Here is an 18,894-nt window from a genome sequence, read left to right as displayed (position 1 = left end):
GCGGGGCGGTGGCGCACCGGCCGCGGCGGGGTCATCCGGTGGTGTTCTCCGGCTGTTCGAGCCACCAGGGGTTCTCCTCGGCCCACTCGATGGTCCGGGCGACCCCCTCCCGCAGCGAGGTGGTGCTCTTCCAGCCCAGGAGCGAGCGGATCTTGCCCGCGTCGGGGATGCGCCGGTCCAGGTCCTGGTAGGAGTGCCCGAACCGGTCGCGCGTGTCGATCGAGGTCGGGACGACCCCGCCGCCGGTCATCTCCACGATCAGGTCCACTGCCTCGCGGATGGTGACCTCGTCCGAGCTGCCGACGTTGAAGCACTCGCCGTCCGCCTCCGGACGGGTGCCGATCTCGACCGTCGCCTCGACGGCGTCGTCGATGTAGGTGAAGCTGCGGGTCTGGCCGCCCTCGTCGTAGACGACGGGGGGCTCGCCGCGCAGGGCGCGGTGCAGGCTGCGGCTGACGAGGAAGGCGGGGCGCTGGCGCGGCCCGTAGAGGTTGAAGTAGCGGACGATGGAGGCGTTGAGCCCCCGGCCCATGTAGCCGAACGTCAGGTGCTCGGCCAGGGCCTTGCTGGAGGAGTAGCTCCACCGGCTCGCCGAGGTCGTGCCGAGGACCCGGTCGGCGTCCTCCTTCCAGGGGACGTCGGGGTTCTTGCCGAACACCTCGCTGGTGCTGGCGAAGACCACCTTGGCCCCTGCGCGCTCGGCCAGGTCCAGGACGTTGCGCGTCCCCGTGAAGTTGACGTCGATGACCTCCATGGGGGACTCCAGGTACCGGTCCACCCCCACCACGGCGGCGAGGTGGTAGACCACGTCGACGCCCCCGCGGACCGCCTTGGCGAGCTGCTCGGAGGAGCTGACGCTGCCCCGGACGTACTCGACCTCCTTCCATGAGGGGGCGGGCGCGGGCCGGGCCCCCCTCGTGTCGAAGACCACGACCTCGTCGCCCCTGGCGAGGAGCCGGTCCACGAGGTGGCTTCCGACGAAGCCGTTCCCTCCGGTCACTACGGCGCGTGCCACGTGTCTACCGTCCGATCCCTCGGTAGGTGAAACCGAGCCCCGTCAGGGACTCGACGGTCTGGTCGTCGAAGTGGGCCCTGCCGTCCAGGAGGAGGCACTCCCGCGCCGTGAGACGGCGCAGGGCCGCCATGTCCAGTGCGGCGAACTCGTCGTGCCAGGCGAGCACGGCGAGGCAGTGGGCCCCGGTCGCGGCCGCCTCCGCCGAGGGCGAGGGCTCCAGTCCGAACGCCTTGCGGACCTCGTCCGGGTCGGCGAGCGGGTCGAACACCGCCACGTCGGCCCCGGCGTCGCGCAGCGCCGCGACCACGGGCAGGGTCGGCGTGGACCTCAGGTCGCCGGTGTTGTTCTTGAAGGACAGCCCGATCACGGCCACGCGGGCCCGCTCTGCGGGGGTCCCCAGCGCGTCCAGCCCCTCGGTGACGAGCCCCGCGACGTAGCCGGGCATCGCGTCGTTGGCGCCGCGGGCCGAGACGACGGTTCCCAGGTGCACGCCCCTGTCGCGGGCGGAGCGCCACAGCATCCAGGGGTCCTTGGTCAGGCAGGAGCCCCCGACCCCGACCCCCGGGGAGAGGACGTTGATGGTCCCTCCGCCCTTGGGCACCTCGTTGGTGGCGGCGATGACCTCCATCGCGTCCACCCCGATCGACGAGCAGAAGCGGGCCAGTTCGTTGGCCAGGGCGATGTTGTGGTCGATCCACCAGTTGTTGAGGAGCTTGACCGTCTCGGCGGCCTCCATGGAGGAGCAGACGACGGTCCGTACGCCGAGCCGGGACTCCCAGAACCTCGCGGCGGCGGCCCCGCTCTCCGCGTTCCACCCGCCGACGACCACGGGCAGCTCCCGGATCTCCGCCAGGGCGTTGCCCTGGGACAGCCGCTCGGGGCAGAAGGCCAGCCCGAAGTCCTCGCCGCACCTCAGTCCGCCGCTCTCCAGCAGGGGGACGACGAGATCGCGGGTCGTGCCCGGGGGGACCGTGCTCTTGAAGACGAGGAGCTGCCCGCGGCGCAGGTGGCGGCCCGCCTCGGCGGCCGCGCTCCTGATCTGGGTCTCGACGAGGGTGCCGTCCTCCCGGACCGGCGTGCCGACCGCGACGACGACCACGTCGGCCGAGGAGATCGCGGAGTAGTCGGTCGTGGCGCGCAGGCGCCCGGCGCCCCGCCCCCGGGCCACCAGTTCGGGCAGCCCGGGCTCCTTGAGGTGGCAGCGGCCCGCCTCCATCTCCTCGACCGGGTGGGCGTCCACGTCCACGCCCACGACGTTCACCCCGTTGGACGCGAGGCTGGCGGCCACGCACGACCCCACGTACCCCAGGCCGACGACCGAGACGGTGATCTCCTCCCGGTCCAGCAGGAAACGCATACGATCTCCATTCGACTCTCAGCCCGGCGCTACAGGGAAAACAGGCCCGGAGGGACCTTGACGGGAAAAGGCCGGTTCCGCACCCGGCCATTCACCTGGCCCGGAGGCCGGATTCTCCCACTCTTTCTTCACTACTTCCCGTGGCCAGCGGCGCACGGGGCGACATCGAGGGAATCATCGTCGGAATCGGAACAGCCAGCTTCTCTACAATCCCCTTTGTCGAAGACAGATAAAGCACCGGCCGGATCGGCTGGGCAATGATATCCGCGCGGAAGCGGCTCTTGGCAAACCCGGTTGCGCGGTGATTGGACCGCCCGCCGGAAAGGTAACAGGCCCGCCACCGGAGGCGGCGGAACCGGGAGCGCCCCGGTTCCGTCCCGGTGCGCGGGACCGCACACGAAGGACGGAGGCGACGGCCGTGCGCGTGCTGATCGCGACGCAGGCGGAGCGGACCCACTTCCTGGGGCTGGTGCCCCTGGCGTGGGCGCTGCGCGCCGCGGGCCACGAGGTCCGGGTGGCCAGCCAGCCCGAACTGGAGGCGGTGGTCACCGGGACGGGCCTGCCCTTCTCCCCCGTGGGCAGGGACCACCTCCTGCGCCGGGTCATGCGGCAGTACCACGCGATGACCGGCGGGGAGGACGATGACTTCGACATGGCCGAGGACCGCGACGAGGTCCTGACCTGGGACTACCTCCTGGAAGGCTACCGCCTGACCGTGCAGTGGTGGTGGCGGATGGTCAACGACCCCATGGTCGACGACCTGGTCGCCCTCTGCCGCCAGTGGCGCCCCGACCTGGTGGTCTGGGAGCCCATCACCTTCTCCGGGGCGATCGCCGCCGAGGCCTGCGGGGCCGCGCACGTGCGCTACCTGTGGGGGGCCGACATCTTCGCCCGCACCCGCGCGCGCTTCCTGGCGCGGATGGGCGAGCGGCCCGCCTCCGAGCGGCAGGACCCCCTGGCCGCGTGGCTGGGGGCCCGGGCCGCCCGGCACGGGGTGGACTTCTCCGAGACCCTGGTCCACGGCCAGGCCACCGTCGAACAGGTGCCCGCTCCTCTGAGGGTGGACACGCCCGCGGACCTGGAGTACCTGCCGGTGCGCTACGTGCCCTACAACGGACGCGCCGTCGTCCCCGACTGGCTGCGCACACCCCCCGACCGACCCCGGATCGGCCTCAGCCTCGGGACCAGCGCGAACGAGTGGTACGGCGGTCACCGGGTCTCCGCCGGGGAGATCCTGGAGGGGTTGGCCGACCTGGACGTGGAGGTGGTGGCCACCCTGCCAGCCCGTGAGCAGGAGAAGCTGGGCGCGGTCCCCGGCAACGCCCGCCTGGTCGAGTACGTGCCCCTGCACGCCCTGGCCCCCACCTGCGCCGCCATGGTCACCCACGGCGGCCCCGGCACCGTCCTGACCGGTCTGGCCCACGGAGTCCCGCAACTCCTGTCGCCCAACGCGCACATGTTCGACACGGTCCTGCTGTCCGGGCTGGTGGAGGGGGCCGGGGCGGGCAGGGTCGTGGACCCCGACCGCCTGGACGCCGAAACCGTCACCGAGGGCGTGCGCACCCTCCTGGAGGACCCCCGCCACACCCGGGCCGCCCGCGCCCTGCGCGAGCGCATGGACGCCATGCCCGCCCCCGCCGACCTCGCCCGCGCCCTCACCGGCCTCACCCGCACCTGAACACGGACCGCGAGAGGAGCCTCAGACGCCGCCGCCACGGGACGGCGTTGTCCCGCTGGCGGGACCGTCCCTCAGGCGGGAGCGCCCAGTTCCTCCAGGACGCGGGGCAGGCCGCGCACCGCCTCCGCCGGCGAGGGCATGGCGGCCATCTCCCCGCGCAGGCGCCGCGCCGCCTCGGCGTGGGAGGGGTCCTCCAGCAGGCGCCGGGTCGCGTCGCGGACGCTGTCGGCCCCCGCCTCGCCCGACCGCACCACCAGCCCGGCCCCCTCCCGCTCCACCAGCCGCGCGAGCAGGGGGGCGTCGAGTCGGGGGCCGGGCACGAGGAGCTGGGGAACACCGTGGGAGAGCCCGGAGCACAGGGTCCCCGGCCCCGCGTGGGTGATCATGACGTCGCAGGTGGGAGCCAGGACGTGCAGGGGGGCGTACCCCACCAGCCGCACGTTGTCCGGGACCGCGCCGAGTGCTGCCTCCTCCTCGGGGGGCAGGGTCGCGACCACCTCCACGTCCAGTTCGCCGAGGCCGCGCACCACCTCGGCCAGGGAGAACGTGTGCCCGCCGAACCACTCGGTCGTGCTGCTCCCCACGCTGAGGCAGACGCGGGGGCGGTCGGGGGGTGTGCGCAGCCAGTGGGGGACGACGGCGCGTCCGTTGTAGGGCACGTAGCGGATGGGCAGGCGGTGGGCGCCGGTGGGGGCGGGCACGCCCAGGGAGGCGGGCAGGTAGTCCAGGGTGGCCCGGCCGCGGACGAGGGTTTCGGAGAAGTCCACGCCGTGGCGGGCCGCGCGGTCGCCCAGCCATGCGGCCAGGGGGTCGTCGCGTTCCTGCGGGGGTTGTCGTTCCATGTGGCGCAGGTACTGTTCGCGCATCGCGGCGAACAGGTCCAGGCTCCACAGGAAGCGCACGTGCGCCGCGCCGCACGCCTCCGCCGCGACGGGGGCCGCGAACGTCGTCGCCTCCCACACGACCAGGTCGGGCCGCCACTCGCGGCAGAAGGCGACCAGGTCCTCCAGCATCGGGTCGTTCACCATGCGCCACCACCAGGCCGCGGTGTCGCGCACGCCCCAGCGCATCTCGTCCCAGGACAGGTCGCCGGGCCAGCTCTCCCCCACGTCGAACAGCCCCGGGGCGTCGCCCTCGCCCCACTGCGTCACCAGTTCGAACCGCTCGCGCAGCAGGTGGTCCCGCCCGACCGGGACGGCGGGCAGGCCCGCGCGCCTCAGGAACCCCGCCAGGGCGGGCTGGCTGGCGACGCGCACCTCGTGCCCGGCGGCGCGCAGCGCCCACGCCAGGGACACCATGCCGATGAAGTGCGTCTTCTCCGCGTAGGAGGCGAGTAGTACACGCAAGGGGTCATCTCCCAGATGGAAGGCGGAACCCGCTTCCGGAGCCGGGGCGGGCGCCGCGCGGCTCGGCGGCGGGGGAGCGGGCCCTCGGCCGCGTCGAGTTCACGGGGCCCGGGATACGGTGCCATTCGTCCGCCGGGAGCGGGTCGGTCCCGGCCCGAATCCGCCGGACCGGAGCATACCGGCGCGGCCTTTCCCCGGAACGTGGAAGCCTTCCCCCGACGGCCTTTCCCGCTCCGGAAAAGTGGCGGCCTGCCCGTGGGCCCCTGTAGCGGATGACAGCTCCGTCCGACCCCGAATCCCGTTTTCTCCGCGAGAGACACCATGAAACAGGGGAGAGAATGCAGTACACACGCCTTGGCCGGACCGCTCTGGAGGTCAGCCGGCTCTGCCTGGGAACGCTGAATTTCGGCGTGAACACCCCGAGGGACGAGAGTTTCGCGATGATGGACAGGGCCCTCTCCCACGGCGTCAACTTCTTCGACACCGCCAACCACTACGGATGGCAGGTCCACAAGGGGATGACCGAGGAACTCATCGGCGAGTGGTTCGGCAGGGGCGGCGGACGCCGCGAGCGCTCCATCGTGGCCACCAAGGTCTTCAACCCGATGAGCGAATGGCCCAACGACCGCGGCCTGTCGGCCCGCCACATCATCGCCTCGTGCGAGGGGTCCCTGCGCCGGCTGGGCACCGACTGGATCGACCTCTTCCAGATGCACCACGTGGACCGCAACGCGCCGTGGGAGGAGGTCTGGCAGGCGATGGAGATCCTGGTCCACCAGGGCAAGGTCCGCTACGTCGGCTCCTCCAACTTCGCCGGCTGGCACCTGGCGGCGGCGCAGGAGGCCGCCAACCGCAGGAACTTCCTCGGCCTGGTCTCCGAGCAGTGCGCCTACAACCTGGTGACGCGCCACGTGGAGCTGGAGGTGCTCCCCGCGGCGCAGGCGTACGGCATCGGGGTCCTGACCTGGTCGCCCCTGCACGGCGGCCTGCTCGGCGGCGCCATCCGCAAACTGCGCGAGGGCACCGCGGTCAAGACGGTCAAGAGCCGGGCGATGCAGGCGCTGGAGGAGCGGCGCGAGACGATCGCCGCCTACGAGGACCTGTGCGACGAGCTGGGCAGGGACCCCGCCGAACTGTCCATCGCCTGGGTCCTGTCACGCCCGGAGGTGCACTCGACGATCGTCGGGCCGCGCACCCTGGAGCAGTTCGACGGGGCGCTGCGGGCCCTGGAGACGGGGCTCGGCGACGGGGTCGGCGAACGGATCGACGCCCTGTTCCCCCCGGTCGGCAAGGGCGGCCCCGCCCCCGAGGCGTGGTCCTGGTGACCCCGGGAGGGCCGGGGCCGCTCAGGCCTCCCCGGCCCTCCCGGCGCACAGCATCGCCGCGATGCTGCGGACGTCGGTGAACGCGCGGGGGTCGATCCTCTCGGCCCGGATCGGCACGCCCAGGCCGGTGTGGATGTGGTTCATCAGCACGGCGGTGTTGAGGGAGGTGAGCACGCCCCACTCCCGCAGCGGCGAGTCCTCGGTCAGCTCGCCGTGGGGGTCGCCGTCCAGGAACCGGTCGCGGACGAAGAGCAGGAGGAGCTCCCGCACCTCCTGCTCGCTGGCGTCCTTCGTCACGTGTTCTCCCTCCGCTCCGGAGCGCGCGCCCACCGGGCGAGCTCCAGTCTGTCGGTCTTGCCGTTGGGTGTGCGCGGCAGCGCCCCGGTGAAGCGCACCGCGTCCGGGATCATGTAGGCGGGCAGGTGCCGCGAGGCGTGGCGCTTGAGCCCCAGCACCCCCAGCCGGGCGCCCCTCCTCAGGACGGCGAACGCCGTGATGGCCGCCGTGACCCCGCTCCCGGTCACCACGACGGCCGCCTCCTCGACGTCAGGGCTGCGTTCCAGCGCCGCCTCCACCGCCCCCGGCTCCACGCGGTACCCGCGGACCTTGGCCATGTGGTCGCGGCGCCCCAGGAACTCGAACACGCCGTCCCCGCGCATCCGTGCCAGGTCGCCCGTGGCGTAGGGGCCCTCCACGGGCGGCGCCCCCCAGTAGCCGAGCATCACCGTGGGGCCGTCCACCACCAGTTCCCCGACCTCGCCCGGAGCCGCGGGTCCGCCCGTGTCCGCGCGCACCCAGACGCGGTTGCCCGCGGTGGCCCGGCCGATGGGCAGCGGTCCCCCGTCCTCCAGGTCGGCGGGCACCACCTCGTGGAAGGTGCACGCGTTGGTCTCTGTGGGTCCGTACAGGTTGAGCAGCCGTGCGGGGCTCCACTCCGCCAGTCGCCGGGCGTACTCCGGGGGGAGCGCCTCCCCGGCGAAGAGCACGGCGCGCAGGGCCGGGGGCGGGGGCCGGTCGGCGAGCCCCCCGTCGCGGAGCATCAGCACCAGCGCCGAGGGCACGGAGTACCAGACGGTCACGCCCTCGCCGTGGACGAGGTCCACGAGCAGGTCGGGCGCGAAGGAGTACCCCTCGGGGATCAGCGTGACCGACGCCCCCGCGCTGAAGGCGGTGTACAGGTCCAGGACCGACAGGTCGAAGGTGAGCGAGGCGTGGTTGGCGAAGCGGTCCCCCGGCCCCGCGTCCAGCTCCCCGCGGGCCCATTCCACGAAGGCCAGGGCGCCCGCGTGGCTCACCGTCACGCCCTTGGGCCTGCCGGTGGACCCCGAGGTGTAGAGCACGTAGGCGGGCGCGTCCGCTGGCGCGGTGCAGGCGGGGACCGGCCCGCTCCGCGCCGGAGGGGCGTCGATGTCGAGGACCGCCGTGTCCGCGACGAGGCGTCCGCGCAACCGCTCCAGGTCCGCCGCGGCGGCGCAGACCACACGCGGTCGGCAGTCCTCGGCGATCCGCAGGACGTGGTCCGGCGGCATGGCGCCGCTGGCCGGAACGTGGACGGCCCCAGTCCGGAGCACCGCCTGGGACGCGGCGACGGCGCGCAGGCCCTTCTCCGCCCAGACCAGGACGCGTTCGCCGGGGCCCGCGCCCAGCGCCGCCAGGTCGGCGGCCATGGCGTCGGCCTCCGCGTCCAGCTCCGCGTAGGTCAGCTCCCGGCCCCCGCAGCGCAGCGCGGTGCGCTCGGGCGCCTCGCGCGCGGACCGGCGGACCAGGTCCTGGAGGTTCACAGGCCCTCCCCCCTGGCGATGATCTCGCGCTGGATCTCGCTCGTGCCCGAGACGAGGGTGCCGGGCAGGGCGTCGCGCAGCCGCTGCTCGACCCCCGTGGCGACGAGGTAGCCGGAGGAGCCGAAGAGCTGGACGGCGTCGAGCCCGTTGGCCACGGCGGCCTCGGTGACCGCGACCTTGGCCAGGGCGACGGCGGTGTCGGCCTCCGGCCTGGCCCGGTCGAGCAGCCAGCAGGCGCGGTAGAGCAGGAGGCGGGCGCCCTCCAGCCGCTGGCGCATCGCGGCCACCCTGTGCGAGACCGCCTGGAACTCGCCGATCGGCCGCCCGAACTGCCTGCGGCCGCGTGCGTGCGCCGCGACCCGGCCCATCTGGTCCTCCATGGAGCCCAGGTAGATCGCCGGGAGGCAGGCCCGCTCCCAGGCCATGGAGAACTGGAAGACCGCGTTCCCCTGCCCCTCGGCGCCCAGCCTGAGCGAGGCGGGCACGCGGCATCCGGAGAAGGTCACCGGCGCCGCCGCGCAGGCGTGCAGACCCGCCTTGCGCAGCGTCGGGCCGACGGTGACCCCGGCCGTGCCGCGCGGCACGGCGAACGCGGTGACGCCGAAGAAGCCCGCCGACGGGTCGGTTACCGCGTAGGCGACCAGGACGTCGGCCTCGGCGGCGTTGCTCACGAAGGACTTGGTCCCGTCGAGCACGTAGTCCCCGTCGTCCGGCCGGGCCGTGGTCGCCATGGCGTTGACGTCGGAGCCCGCCCCCTCCTCGGTCGCGGCGTTGCCCGCGACCAGTTCCCCCGCGGCCATGCCCCGGAGCAGGTCGGTGACCTCCGGGCCGCGGCCGAACTCGCGCATGGGGACGCCGCAGGCCAGCAGGTGGGCGGCCACCGCGAAGGGCAGCCCGGCGTCGGGGCAGGCCGAACCGAGGGCTTCCAGGGCGAGGGCGGTGTCGAGCGCGCCGAGCCCTCCGCCGCCCACGGAGGCGGGCAGGCACGCACCGGTCAGTCCGGCCTCGGCCGCGGTCCGCCACTCCTCGCGGGTCAGCGGCTGGTCGTGTTCGCGGGGCGGGGCCCCGCCGAGGCGGTCCCGGACGAGCGCGGCGACGCGCTCGCCCCTCTCGCGCTGCCCGGGGGTCGGGTCGAAGTCCACGGTGTCCCTTCCGTCTCAGGAGCCGGACGGGGGTTCGGCGATCCTCACCACGGCGCAGGAGACGGTCATCCCCGAGCCGAGTCCGCCCAGGATGACGTGGTCCCCCGGCCCGACCTCGCCCTCGTCCATGAGGTGGCGCAGGCCGATGAAGGGGTCGGCCGCGCCGATGTGCCCGATGGTGCGGCCGTGTGCCCACGTGGAGCGCTCCATCGGCAGGCCGAGGACCTCCATCCAGCGGTGCTCCACCGCCTCGGGGCCCAGGTTGCCGAAGGCCGCCCGGGAGACGTCCCCGAAGCCCACCCCGGCCTCGGCCAGGGTCCGGCCCACCAACAGCATCATCTTCTTCTGGAGGGTGAACCAGGCGATGTTCACCTCCGGGTCCAGCTCGCCCCTCCGGGCGTGGTCGCGGGCCCTGGCGCGGAAGTCGAGGAGCGCGCCGGTGGTGGCCGCGGGCGGGAAGTCCGGCTCGCCCGAGCGGTGGTGCTGCTCCAGTTCGGGGACGACCATCGACCCCACCGCGAGCACCCGCGCGGGCCCGGGGCGCCGGCCGAGGAGGACGGAGCAGGCGCCGTCGCCCAGCACGAAGGCGCCCGACCGCCACCGGTCGACGCCCGGGGTGCCGAAGTTGTCCGCGGCGACGAGGAGCGCCGTGGCGTCCTCGGGCGCCTCCCTCAGGTGGGGGACGCACAGCTCCATGGCGGTGAACAGGGCGTTGCACCCCTGGCGCACCTCGGCGGCGATGACGTCGCCGCGGACCAGGTGGTGCTGGAGGTGGTACTGGGGGAACCAGCCGTCCGGGCCCTGGTGCCAGGTGTCGGCGTACAGCAGGACGCGCACGTCGTCCGGGCTGGCCCCGGCCCGCTCGAAGGCCTCGCGGGCGCTGCGCAGCGCCATCTCCGGCGCGGGCAGGTCGTCGGCCACGGCGGCGCCGGCCATGTCGTGCACGGCGGCCTCCTCCGCCGTCGTGAGGCCCCGTTCGACCGCGGACCGCACGCTCACCCGGGCCTCGGGCAGGTACACGCCGAGGCCGCGGATCCATAGTTCTGGCGTCTTCAAGGGGAACCCTTCCTGTCCGGTCGCGGCGGGCGGCCGGGGCCCGCCCGGATGCGCGCCCGGTGGGCGGCGCGCCCCCGGACCGGGGCGCGGGACGAAGGTAGCGAAGGGCCGGGGCGCCCGCCCCGGCCTCCGTCACAGCTCCGGCAGGGGCCACCGGTCGGCTCTGCCAGCGGCCTCCGCGGCCAGGGCGTCGCGCACGGCCCGCACCTCGGCGGCCAGGGGGCGGTCGCGGTCCAGCGGCGGGCTGAGCTCGGCGACCCGGGCCCACGGCCCGGCCTCCTCGGACCGGCCCGAGAGCGCGGCGAGCTGCGCCAGGCCCACGCCGAGCGAACCGACGACGAGCCAGGCCAGCTCGACCGCCTGGGCCAGGGAGTTGGCGCCGTTCAGCGCCATCGGCACGTGGTCCTGGTTGCCGTTGTTGCAGGGCAGGGCGGTGAGGCTGGCGGGGGTCACGAGCTGGCGGATACGCGAGACGAACGAGGTGGCGCTCACCTGGACCCCGGCCAGACCGCTGCCCGCGCCGGGCCGGGGGGTGAGCATGGGGGGCAGGCCGCCGTTGGTCTCCGAGGCGCAGAGCAGGGAGAGCTGCCGGTCGGCCAGGTAGGCGACCTGCTGGAGGGCCAGGCCGATCTGGTCCGAGCACAGCCCCACCGGCATCGCGTGGAAGTTGCCCCCGTGCAGGACCTCGTCACCGTGGCTGACCGGGTTGTCGGTGGTCCCGACCGCCTCGCGCAGCAGGATGCGCGAGGCGGCGGAGAGCTGGTCCAGGACCGCGCCCAGCACCTGCGGCGCGCACCGCAGGCTGTAGGGCTCCTGGAGGGGCCGCGAGGGCGCGCGCTCGGCGCCGGCGGGCAGGTCGGACCTGATCCAGGCCGCGACCGCGGCCTGGCCCGCCTGGCCCCGGGCCTCGGCGACACCGTGCGCGTACGCCTGGGGGTTGGCCCCCAGCAGGTCCGCCATCCGCGCCGTCATCATCGCCGAGGCGCGCACGACGTCCTCGACCTGCTGGTGGTTGTGCAGGGTCACCGCGAGACTGACCCCGCTGCCGTTGACGAAGGAGAGGGCCTCGCGTGCGCTCCAGCGCACGGGGGCGGCGCCCAGGCGGGCGAGGGCCTCGTCGGCGGGCACGCGGGACCACCGGCCGGGGCCGTCGGACACCCACGCCTCCCCCTGACCGGCGAAGGCCAGGGCGGCGCTGGCCAGGGGCTGGAGGTCGCCGCTCGCGCTGACGGTGCCCTCCCGCGGGATGACGGGTGTGAAGCCCCGGTTCCACAGGCCGACGAGCTCCTGCCAGAAGTCGACCGAGACCGCCGAGTAGCCCCGGCGCATGCTGGTGAGGCGCAGCGCGACCACGAGCCTGCTGACCTCGGGCGGGAGCGGCTCGCCCTGGGCGCTGCCGAGGTGGGAGATGAGCCCCTCCCCCTGCTCGCCCGCGGACTCCGCCGCGGGGAAGGCCACGAGCGGACCGAAGCCGCGCGTCACTCCGTAGACGTCGGCGCCCCCGGCCAGGTGCTTGGCCATGGTCGTGGCGCTGGCGCGCATGCGCGAGAGGTCCTCCTCGGTCCATCCGATGCGTGCGTCCGGCTCGGCCTGGCGGAGGACCTCGGCCAGGCTGCTCGGCGTAGGCGTCAACTGTCCACTCCTTCGGGGCGGGCGCGCGCCGGCTGCACGCGCCGTAGTTTGCCTGTCTCGGAGCGGTCGATCCGCTCCACCGCGCACACTCTCCGCGGGCGGTACGCGATCTGGTCCAGGGCCCGCGCCATCTCGTCGGCGCCCGGGACGCCGTTCTCCCCCGGTACGACCAGCAGGTCGAAGTGCTCGCCCGTCAGGGGGTCGCGCACCGGGACGCAGGCGAGGTCCTCGCATTCCAGGGCCCCGGCCAGGGTCTCCTCCATGGCGTCCAGGTCCAGGCGGCGGCCGTTGACGTTGACCAGCCGGGTCCTGCGTCCGGCGAAGCCGAAACCGCGCTCTCCCACGCGGACCACGTGGTCGTCCATGCGGCACTCGGGGCCCGCCGTCCCGTCCTGGGGGCGGGCCAGTCGGGGGCTGCGCACCACCAGGGGCGCCTCCGCCGCCGGGTCGGCGGGCCCGTCGCCGAACTCGACGTCGGGGAAGAGGCGCCACGGCGGGTCGTCCGGGCCCCACACCCGGTGGGCGACGCCACCGGTCTCCGTGGACCCGAAGACCTCCACCAGGCTCGCCCGGTCCCCCAGCCCGGCCATCAGGTCGGCCGCGCTCTGCGGCAGGACGGCCGTGCTGTGCACGAAGGCCAGGTGCTCGGCGGAGGCGAGCCACTCCCGGCGCCGCCGCAGGATGCGGAAGGCCCAGGGGATGGCCATCACCGCCCAGCGGCGGCCGCGCACCGGCGGGAGCGGCGCGAACTGGGAGACGTACCAGACCGGCACGCCCAGGTAGGCGGGCACCAGCACGCTGGCGAGCATGCCGTAGACGTGCCGGGGCGGGGCGAAGGACAGGACCGCCTCCGGGCGGTGGCCGACCACCAGGTCGGCGAGCAGGCGGGCCTCGTCCATGAGCTGCTCACGGGTGCGGAACCAGGACCGCGGCCGCCCCGTGCTCCCCGAGGTGAAGAACTCCGTCTCGGGCGGGAGGAGTCCGGCGAGCAGCCGGTCGGCCGGTTCGTCCGCCTCGTCCCAGCGCACCGTCCACGGGCGCTCGGTGAGTTCGGGGGCCCGGGGCAGCTTCGCCATGAGGTCGCCGGGGGTCAGCTCGTCAACCGCCACGTGAGTCCTGATCCGATCGTGGTCGTGTCCCGGACCGGTCCGGGAGCTGTGCGGATGGGGCGCGCCCGCGGGCCCGTGTCCCGCCGGCGGGACGCGGCCCGGGGCGGGGCCCGTCAGTCGTCCTGCTGGGGGAGGCGCTTCTTCAGCGGCTCCCACCACGCGCGGTTCTCCGTGTACCAGGCGACGGTGCGGGCCAGCCCCTCCTCGAAGGAGACGGAGGGGCGGTACCCGAGCCTGGTCTCGGCCTTGGAGCCGTCCACGGAGTAGCGGCGGTCGTGGCCCTTGCGGTCGGCGACGAAGCGGACCATCGAGCCGTCGCGGCCGAGCAGTTCCAGGAGCGCCTCGGTGACCTCCAGGTTCCGCTTCCCGACGGAGCCGCCGATGTTGTAGACCTCACCGGGCTCGCCGTGCTCGGCCGCCAGGGCGAGGGCGTCGCAGTGGTCGTCCACGTGGACCCACTCCCGGACGTTGCCGCCGTCCCCGTAGAGGGGGACCGGGACGCCGTCCAGGAGGTTCGTCACGAAGAGGGGGATCATCTTCTCGGGGAACTGGAAGGGACCGTAGTTGTTGGCGCAGCGGGTGACGCAGACGCGCATCCCGTAGGTCCGGTGGAAGGACCGCGCCAGCAGGTCCGAGGCGCTCTTGGAGGCCGAGTAGGGGGAGTTCGGCTCCAAGGGGTCGCTCTCGACCCAGGACCCCGTGCTGAGGGTTCCGTAGACCTCGTCGGTGGAGACGAGGACGAAGTTCTCCACGCCCTCGTTGAGCGCGCTGTCCAGCAGGTGGAACGTGCCCAGGACGTTGGTGCGCACGAAGCACCCCGCGTCGGAGATGGAGCGGTCGACGTGGGTCTCGGCGGCGCAGTGGACCACGGTCGAGACCCCGCGCATGAGGCCGCGGACGAGCTGCTCGTCGCAGACGTCCCCCTGGACGAACGTCATCCGGGGGTGGTCGGCGACGGAGGCGAGGCTCTCCGTGGTGCCCGCGTAGGTCAGTTTGTCCAGGACCACGACCTCGGCGTCCGCGAAGCGCGGATAAACGCCTGCGAGCACGCGCCTGACGAAGTTCGAACCGATGAATCCGGCTCCACCGGTGACCAGGATCTTCATACGCCCGCACCCTGCCATACCCCGGCCGCCCGGCGGGCGGCCTCCATGACGTACTCGCCGTAGGGCGAATTCTGCATTTCCTCCCCGAGGCGATAGCACTCATCGGCCCCGATGAAGCCCATGCGCAATGCGATCTCCTCAAGACAGGCGACTCGGACTCCGGATTCACGGGCCATGGTGGACACGTACCGGCCTCCCTCCAGCAGGGATTCCTCCGTGCCGAGGTCGAGCCACGTTATCTCGTTCCCCATGGTCACGAGTTCGGCTCTGCCCATTTCCAGATAAGCGCGGTTGACATCGGTTATCTCAAGCTCTCCGCGCCCGGAGGGTTCGATCCGCTCAGCGATGTCTACCACGTCCTGGTCATAGAAATAAAGCCCGGTCACCGCGTAGTCCGACTCCGGCTCGGAGGGCTTCTCCACCAGGGAGACGAACCTGCCCTTTTCACCGAAGCCCGCCACGGCGTAATGCCGGGGGTCGCTCACCTTGCACCCGAACAGCGTGCAGCCGGCGGTGGAGGCGGCGGCCCTGCCGAGGAGGCCCGGAAACCCTTCGCCGTGGAATATGTTGTCGCCCAGCACCAGGGCGCTACGGGTTCCCCGAATGTGCTCCCTCCCGATGAGGAGCGCCTCGGCTATACCTCTGGGCTCTTTCTGGACCGCGTATTCGATCTCTATTCCCAGATGGCCTCCGTCACCCAGGGCCTGCTGGATGAGAGGGAGGCTCTCTGCGTTCGATATCACCATGATCTCCCGGATTCCGGCCATCATGAGCACGGAAACCGGATAGTAGAACATCGGCTTGTCATAAACCGGGAAAAGGTGCTTGGAGACACTTCGCGTGGTGGGGAATAGGCGGCTCCCAGTACCGCCTGCCAGCACAATACCTTTCATGGTGACTCCCAACGGTGGCCGAACATCGATATTGCTGGGCAAGCACACCACGGATGCGCCGTGGTGCTTTGGTCAGCGGCCTGGACCCGGCACTCGGTGCTAGGCTCTCCGAACCTCTCCCGAAGGAATCCTCACAACAGTACCGTCACGCTGCCTCGGGAGAGGAGAACAGCCCGGAGTGCAGCACCCGCAATGAACATGCCGCGGGCCGGACTTGTCAAGGATCGGTGCCGGCTTTCACTCCTCGGACCATCGGGTCATCGAAATCTCGGAAGTGGGGAACACGTTGCGAATCGTCGTCGCGGCTTACGCGGACAAAGCTTATTTCTTTAGCATGGTGCCGACGGCGTGGGCGCTGCGCGCCGCCGGGCACGAGGTCCGGATCGTCACACAGCCCTCCATGACCGAGGCCGCGGCGGAGACGGGCCTGACCGTGGTGCCGGTCGGCGGCGACCACACCCTGGCCGAGGTGCTGGCCCACGCCCGCGAGCAGCAGGGCGAGTCGATCTTCGACCTGGCCGAGGAGCGGCCGCAGATGCTGGTGCCGGAGAAACTGCACCACGCCTACGAGGAGTACGTCACCTGGTGGTGGAAGCTCGTCAACGAGCCGATGGAGCGGGACCTGGTCGCCTTCTGCCGCGAGTGGCGCCCCGACCTCGTGCTGTGGGAGCCCAACACCTACTCCGCGGCGATCGCCGCGGAGGCGTGCGGCGCCGCGCACGGGCGTTTCCTGTGGAGCGTGGACCTCTTCGCACGCATGCGGCGCCTGTACCTGGGGGCAGCCGACGCCACGCCCGGGCCCGACCCGCTCAGGAGCTGGCTGGAGGAGAGCGCGGCCCCGTACGGAGTGGAGTTCTCCGAGGACCTCGTACTCGGCCAGTTCTCCGTCCACCAGCTCCCGGAGGCGCTGCGGTCGCGCGAACTGGAGAGGACGGGCACCCACCTGAGCGTGCGCCCGGTCCCCTACGCCGGAAGCGCCGTCCTGCCCTCGTGGGCGCGGGCCGGGTCCGAGCGGCGGCGCGTCCTGGTGGACTGGGGGTCCTGGAGCAGGACGGCCGAGGGCGCCGCCGCCCTGGTGGACGTCATCGACGCCTGCGCCGAGATCGGCGCCGAGGCCGTCGTCCTCTCCCCCGCCTCCCGCCGGGACTCCCTTCCCGCGCTGCCCGAGGACGTGGTGGTGACCGACTCGGGGGCGGCCCACATGCTCATGGGCTCCGGCTCTCTGATCGTCCACGGCGGCGGCTTCGACGTGTGCTGCAACGCCGTGGTCGAGGGGCTGCCGCAGCTCGTCGTGCTCAACACCGAGCAGTTCGACGCCGCTCCGCTCTCGCGGGCGCTCTGGGAGCGCGGGGCCGCGCGCGTGCTGGCGGTGGAGGAGGTCCTCACCCGGGGCGTGGACGACCTCCTCGCGGAGCTCCTGGACAGCGGGGAGGTACGGGCGGCGGCCGGGCTGGTGCGCGACGAGGCCCTGTCCGTGCCCGCCCCGGACCAGGTGGTGCCGGAGCTGGAGCGCATCGCGGCGGCCCGTGGCGGCGGCGTCTGAGGCTCCTCTCGCGGTCCGGGTTCAGGTGCGGGTGAGGCCGGTGAGGGCGCGGGCGAGGTCGGCGGGGGCGGGCATGGCGTCCATGCGCTCGCGCAGGGCGCGGGCGGCCCTGGTGTGGCGGGGGTCCTCCAGGAGGGTGCGCACGCCCTCGGTGACGGTTTCGGCGTCCAGGCGGCCGGGGTCCACGACCCTGCCCGCCCCGGCCCCCTCCACCAGCCGCGCGAGGACCGGGATGTCGAACATCCGGGCGTTGGGCGACAGGAGTTGCGGGACTCCGTGGGCCAGACCGGTCAGGACGGTGCCGGGGCCGCCGTGGGTGACCATGGCTGCGCAGGTGGGGGCCAGGGCGTGCAGGGGCACGTACTCGACCAGGCGGGCGTTGCCGGGGACCGCGCCCAGCTTCTCCTGCTCGCGTGCGGGCAGGGTGGCCACGACCTCCACGTCCAGGTCGGCCAACCCCTCCAGGAGGGTCGCGACGTCGACCGTGTAGCCGCCCAGGCGCAACGCCGCCGTCGTCCCGAGGCTGAGGCCGATCCGGGGTCGGTCGGGGGGTGTGCGCAGCCAGTCGGGCACGACGGCGCGTCCGTTGTAGGGCACGTAGCGCACCGGCAGGTACTCCAGGTCCGCGGGCGTGTCCACCCTGAGCGGGGCGGGGACCTGCTCGACCGTGGCCTGGCCGTGGACCAGGGACTCGGAGAAGTCCACCCCGTGCCGGGCGGCCCGGGCCCCCAACCACTGGGCCAGGGGGTCCTGCCGCTCGGAGGCGGGCCGCTCGCCCATCCGCGCCAGGAAGGTCCGGCGCACCCTGCTGAACAGGTCCACGCTCCACAGGTGGCGCACGTGGGCGGCCCCGCACGCCTGGGCCGCGACGGGGGCCGCGTAGGTGGACGGCTCCCAGACCACCAGGTCGGGGCGCCACTGGCGGCAGAGGGCCACCAGGTCGTCGAACATGGGCTCGTTGACCGTCCGCCACCACCAGGTGACGACCCCGCGGTAGCCCCGGAGGAGGTGGTCCCAGGTCAGGACCTCGTCGCGGTCCTCGGCCATGTCGAAGTCCAGGTACCGGTCCGCCCGGCCGTCCCGGCTGATCCTGGCGAAGTGGTGGTCGCGGCCCACGGCGGTGAAGGGCAGCCCCGCCCCCGCCGCGACGGACTCCAGATGGGGCTGGCTGGCCACCCGGACCTCGTGGCCCGCGGCGCGCAGCGCCCACGCCAGGGGCACCAGCCCCAGGAAGTGGGTCCGCTCCGCCTGCGTCGCGAACAGCACCCTCATCCCGGCGCTCCCCGACGGAGGGAACCCGTCCTCGGGGCCGCGCTCACGCCGTCCTCCCGGCCGCGGCGTCCCGGACGTAACCGGTCCCGGCCGCGTCCCACGCCTCCCGGTAGACGGCGAAGATCCGCACCGAGCGCAGCCGTTCGCCGTCGAGCACGTACTCGGAGAGCGTCCCCTCCCGGTGCACCTCGACGCCGCTCGCCCGCAGCGCGGGCAGCCCGCTGTCGACCACCCAGAAGTAGACCTTGCGGATGTTCCACATCGCGAAGGCGTAGTTCACGGCGAGGGCGTGGGCGTGCTCCACGCCCTCGGGGCCCAGCACCTCCGGGTCCGCGGCCACGGAGCACTTGACGTAGCGCCCCAGCGGGTTCAGGGAGTGGAGGGAGGCGTAGCCCCCGACCCTTCCCGACCCCGGTTCCTCCACGAGGAACTGCGCGGCCACGCCCTCGAACTCCTTGGGCCACAGGGACGCGAAGACGTCCCTGCTGGGAAGGCCCCCCAGCCCGTGCCGCGAGAGCTCGTCGTGGACCGCCTCCCCCGACCTCTCCGCCGTGGAGGCGAGCCTGACGGCGCGCGTCACGATATGCGGGAACACGATCTCCTGCACCACATCTCCCGTCGCCCCGAACGGGGCAGAGA

16 protein-coding genes are annotated in these 18,894 nt (G+C 73.3%); 3 read left to right on the top strand and 13 right to left on the bottom strand.

Translation table 11 applies throughout. The annotated features are described in order from the left end of the window. Nucleotides 1-31 precede the first annotated feature (31 nt). Entirely contained in the window at nucleotides 32-1,015 is a 984-nt protein-coding gene (locus KGD83_RS01590) for an NAD-dependent epimerase/dehydratase family protein (RefSeq protein ID WP_212642192.1), read from the bottom strand. A 4-nt stretch (nucleotides 1,016-1,019) separates the two neighbouring features. Further along, entirely contained in the window at nucleotides 1,020-2,372 is a 1,353-nt protein-coding gene (locus KGD83_RS01585) for a nucleotide sugar dehydrogenase (RefSeq protein ID WP_212642191.1), read from the bottom strand. Between the two features lie 418 nt (nucleotides 2,373-2,790). Here KGD83_RS01585 and KGD83_RS01580 point away from each other — a divergent pair, with 418 nt between their 5' ends. After that, complete coding sequence (locus KGD83_RS01580) at nucleotides 2,791-4,050, top strand: activator-dependent family glycosyltransferase (protein ID WP_212642190.1); 1,260 nt, start codon at nucleotides 2,791-2,793, stop codon at nucleotides 4,048-4,050. A 71-nt stretch (nucleotides 4,051-4,121) separates the two neighbouring features. On the opposite strand, the gene KGD83_RS01575 is transcribed toward KGD83_RS01580, so the two are convergent. Continuing rightward, nucleotides 4,122-5,396, bottom strand: a complete 1,275-nt coding sequence (locus KGD83_RS01575; RefSeq protein WP_212642189.1) for an activator-dependent family glycosyltransferase — start codon at nucleotides 5,394-5,396, stop codon at nucleotides 4,122-4,124. A 338-nt stretch (nucleotides 5,397-5,734) separates the two neighbouring features. Between KGD83_RS01575 and KGD83_RS01570 the strand changes: the two genes are divergently transcribed. Then, nucleotides 5,735-6,721, top strand: a complete 987-nt coding sequence (locus KGD83_RS01570; RefSeq protein WP_212642188.1) for an aldo/keto reductase — start codon at nucleotides 5,735-5,737, stop codon at nucleotides 6,719-6,721. A gap of 21 nt (nucleotides 6,722-6,742) precedes the next feature. Here KGD83_RS01570 and KGD83_RS01565 read toward each other — a convergent pair whose 3' ends face one another. From KGD83_RS01565 to rfbA, 8 genes are all read right to left on the bottom strand, one after another. Continuing rightward, nucleotides 6,743-7,018, bottom strand: a complete 276-nt coding sequence (locus KGD83_RS01565; protein WP_212642187.1) for a phosphopantetheine-binding protein — start codon at nucleotides 7,016-7,018, stop codon at nucleotides 6,743-6,745. Continuing rightward, on the bottom strand, nucleotides 7,015-8,502 hold the full coding sequence (locus tag KGD83_RS01560; protein ID WP_212642186.1) for an amino acid adenylation domain-containing protein: 1,488 nt from the start codon (nucleotides 8,500-8,502) through the stop codon (nucleotides 7,015-7,017). Before KGD83_RS01560 ends, KGD83_RS01565 begins: the two co-directional genes overlap by 4 nt. Continuing rightward, on the bottom strand, nucleotides 8,499-9,644 hold the full coding sequence (locus tag KGD83_RS01555) for an acyl-CoA dehydrogenase family protein (protein ID WP_212642185.1): 1,146 nt from the start codon (nucleotides 9,642-9,644) through the stop codon (nucleotides 8,499-8,501). Before KGD83_RS01555 ends, KGD83_RS01560 begins: the two co-directional genes overlap by 4 nt. 15 nt (nucleotides 9,645-9,659) lie before the next feature. Further along, entirely contained in the window at nucleotides 9,660-10,700 is a 1,041-nt protein-coding gene (locus KGD83_RS01550; RefSeq protein WP_212642184.1) for a ketoacyl-ACP synthase III family protein, read from the bottom strand. Between the two features lie 132 nt (nucleotides 10,701-10,832). Beyond that, nucleotides 10,833-12,332: an aromatic amino acid ammonia-lyase gene (locus KGD83_RS01545; RefSeq protein ID WP_212642183.1), complete on the bottom strand. Its 1,500-nt coding sequence runs from the start codon at nucleotides 12,330-12,332 to the stop codon at nucleotides 10,833-10,835. Next, the gene (locus KGD83_RS29020) at nucleotides 12,329-13,441 is read right to left on the bottom strand and encodes an AMP-binding protein (protein ID WP_212642182.1); all 1,113 of its coding nucleotides are present in this window, start codon (nucleotides 13,439-13,441) and stop codon (nucleotides 12,329-12,331) included. The genes KGD83_RS01545 and KGD83_RS29020 overlap by 4 nt, the downstream gene beginning before the upstream one ends. A gap of 113 nt (nucleotides 13,442-13,554) precedes the next feature. Beyond that, nucleotides 13,555-14,547, bottom strand: a complete 993-nt coding sequence (gene rfbB / locus KGD83_RS01535; RefSeq protein WP_212642181.1) for a dTDP-glucose 4,6-dehydratase — start codon at nucleotides 14,545-14,547, stop codon at nucleotides 13,555-13,557. Then, a complete protein-coding gene (rfbA, locus tag KGD83_RS01530; protein ID WP_212642180.1) occupies nucleotides 14,544-15,440 on the bottom strand; it encodes a glucose-1-phosphate thymidylyltransferase RfbA in 897 nt (298 codons plus the stop codon). Before rfbA ends, rfbB begins: the two co-directional genes overlap by 4 nt. 334 nt (nucleotides 15,441-15,774) lie before the next feature. On the opposite strand from rfbA, the gene KGD83_RS29015 reads away from it, so the two are divergent. Further along, a complete protein-coding gene (locus tag KGD83_RS29015; RefSeq protein WP_212642179.1) occupies nucleotides 15,775-16,983 on the top strand; it encodes a nucleotide disphospho-sugar-binding domain-containing protein in 1,209 nt (402 codons plus the stop codon). 21 nt (nucleotides 16,984-17,004) lie between these two features. Here the strand turns inward: KGD83_RS29015 and KGD83_RS01520 are convergent, their stop codons facing one another. Both KGD83_RS01520 and KGD83_RS01515 read right to left on the bottom strand, forming a co-directional pair. Continuing rightward, a complete protein-coding gene (locus KGD83_RS01520) occupies nucleotides 17,005-18,255 on the bottom strand; it encodes an activator-dependent family glycosyltransferase (RefSeq protein ID WP_212642178.1) in 1,251 nt (416 codons plus the stop codon). A gap of 43 nt (nucleotides 18,256-18,298) precedes the next feature. Further along, on the bottom strand, nucleotides 18,299-18,850 hold the full coding sequence (locus KGD83_RS01515; RefSeq protein WP_249352074.1) for an N-acetyltransferase: 552 nt from the start codon (nucleotides 18,848-18,850) through the stop codon (nucleotides 18,299-18,301). Nucleotides 18,851-18,894: the final 44 nt, after the last annotated feature.

The sequence above is a fragment of the Nocardiopsis akebiae genome, assembly GCF_018316795.1.
GTDB lineage: Bacteria > Actinomycetota > Actinomycetes > Streptosporangiales > Streptosporangiaceae > Nocardiopsis > Nocardiopsis dassonvillei.
The sequence above is the reverse complement of the archived record's forward strand: the minus strand, read 5'-3'. Positions and strand labels throughout refer to the sequence as shown.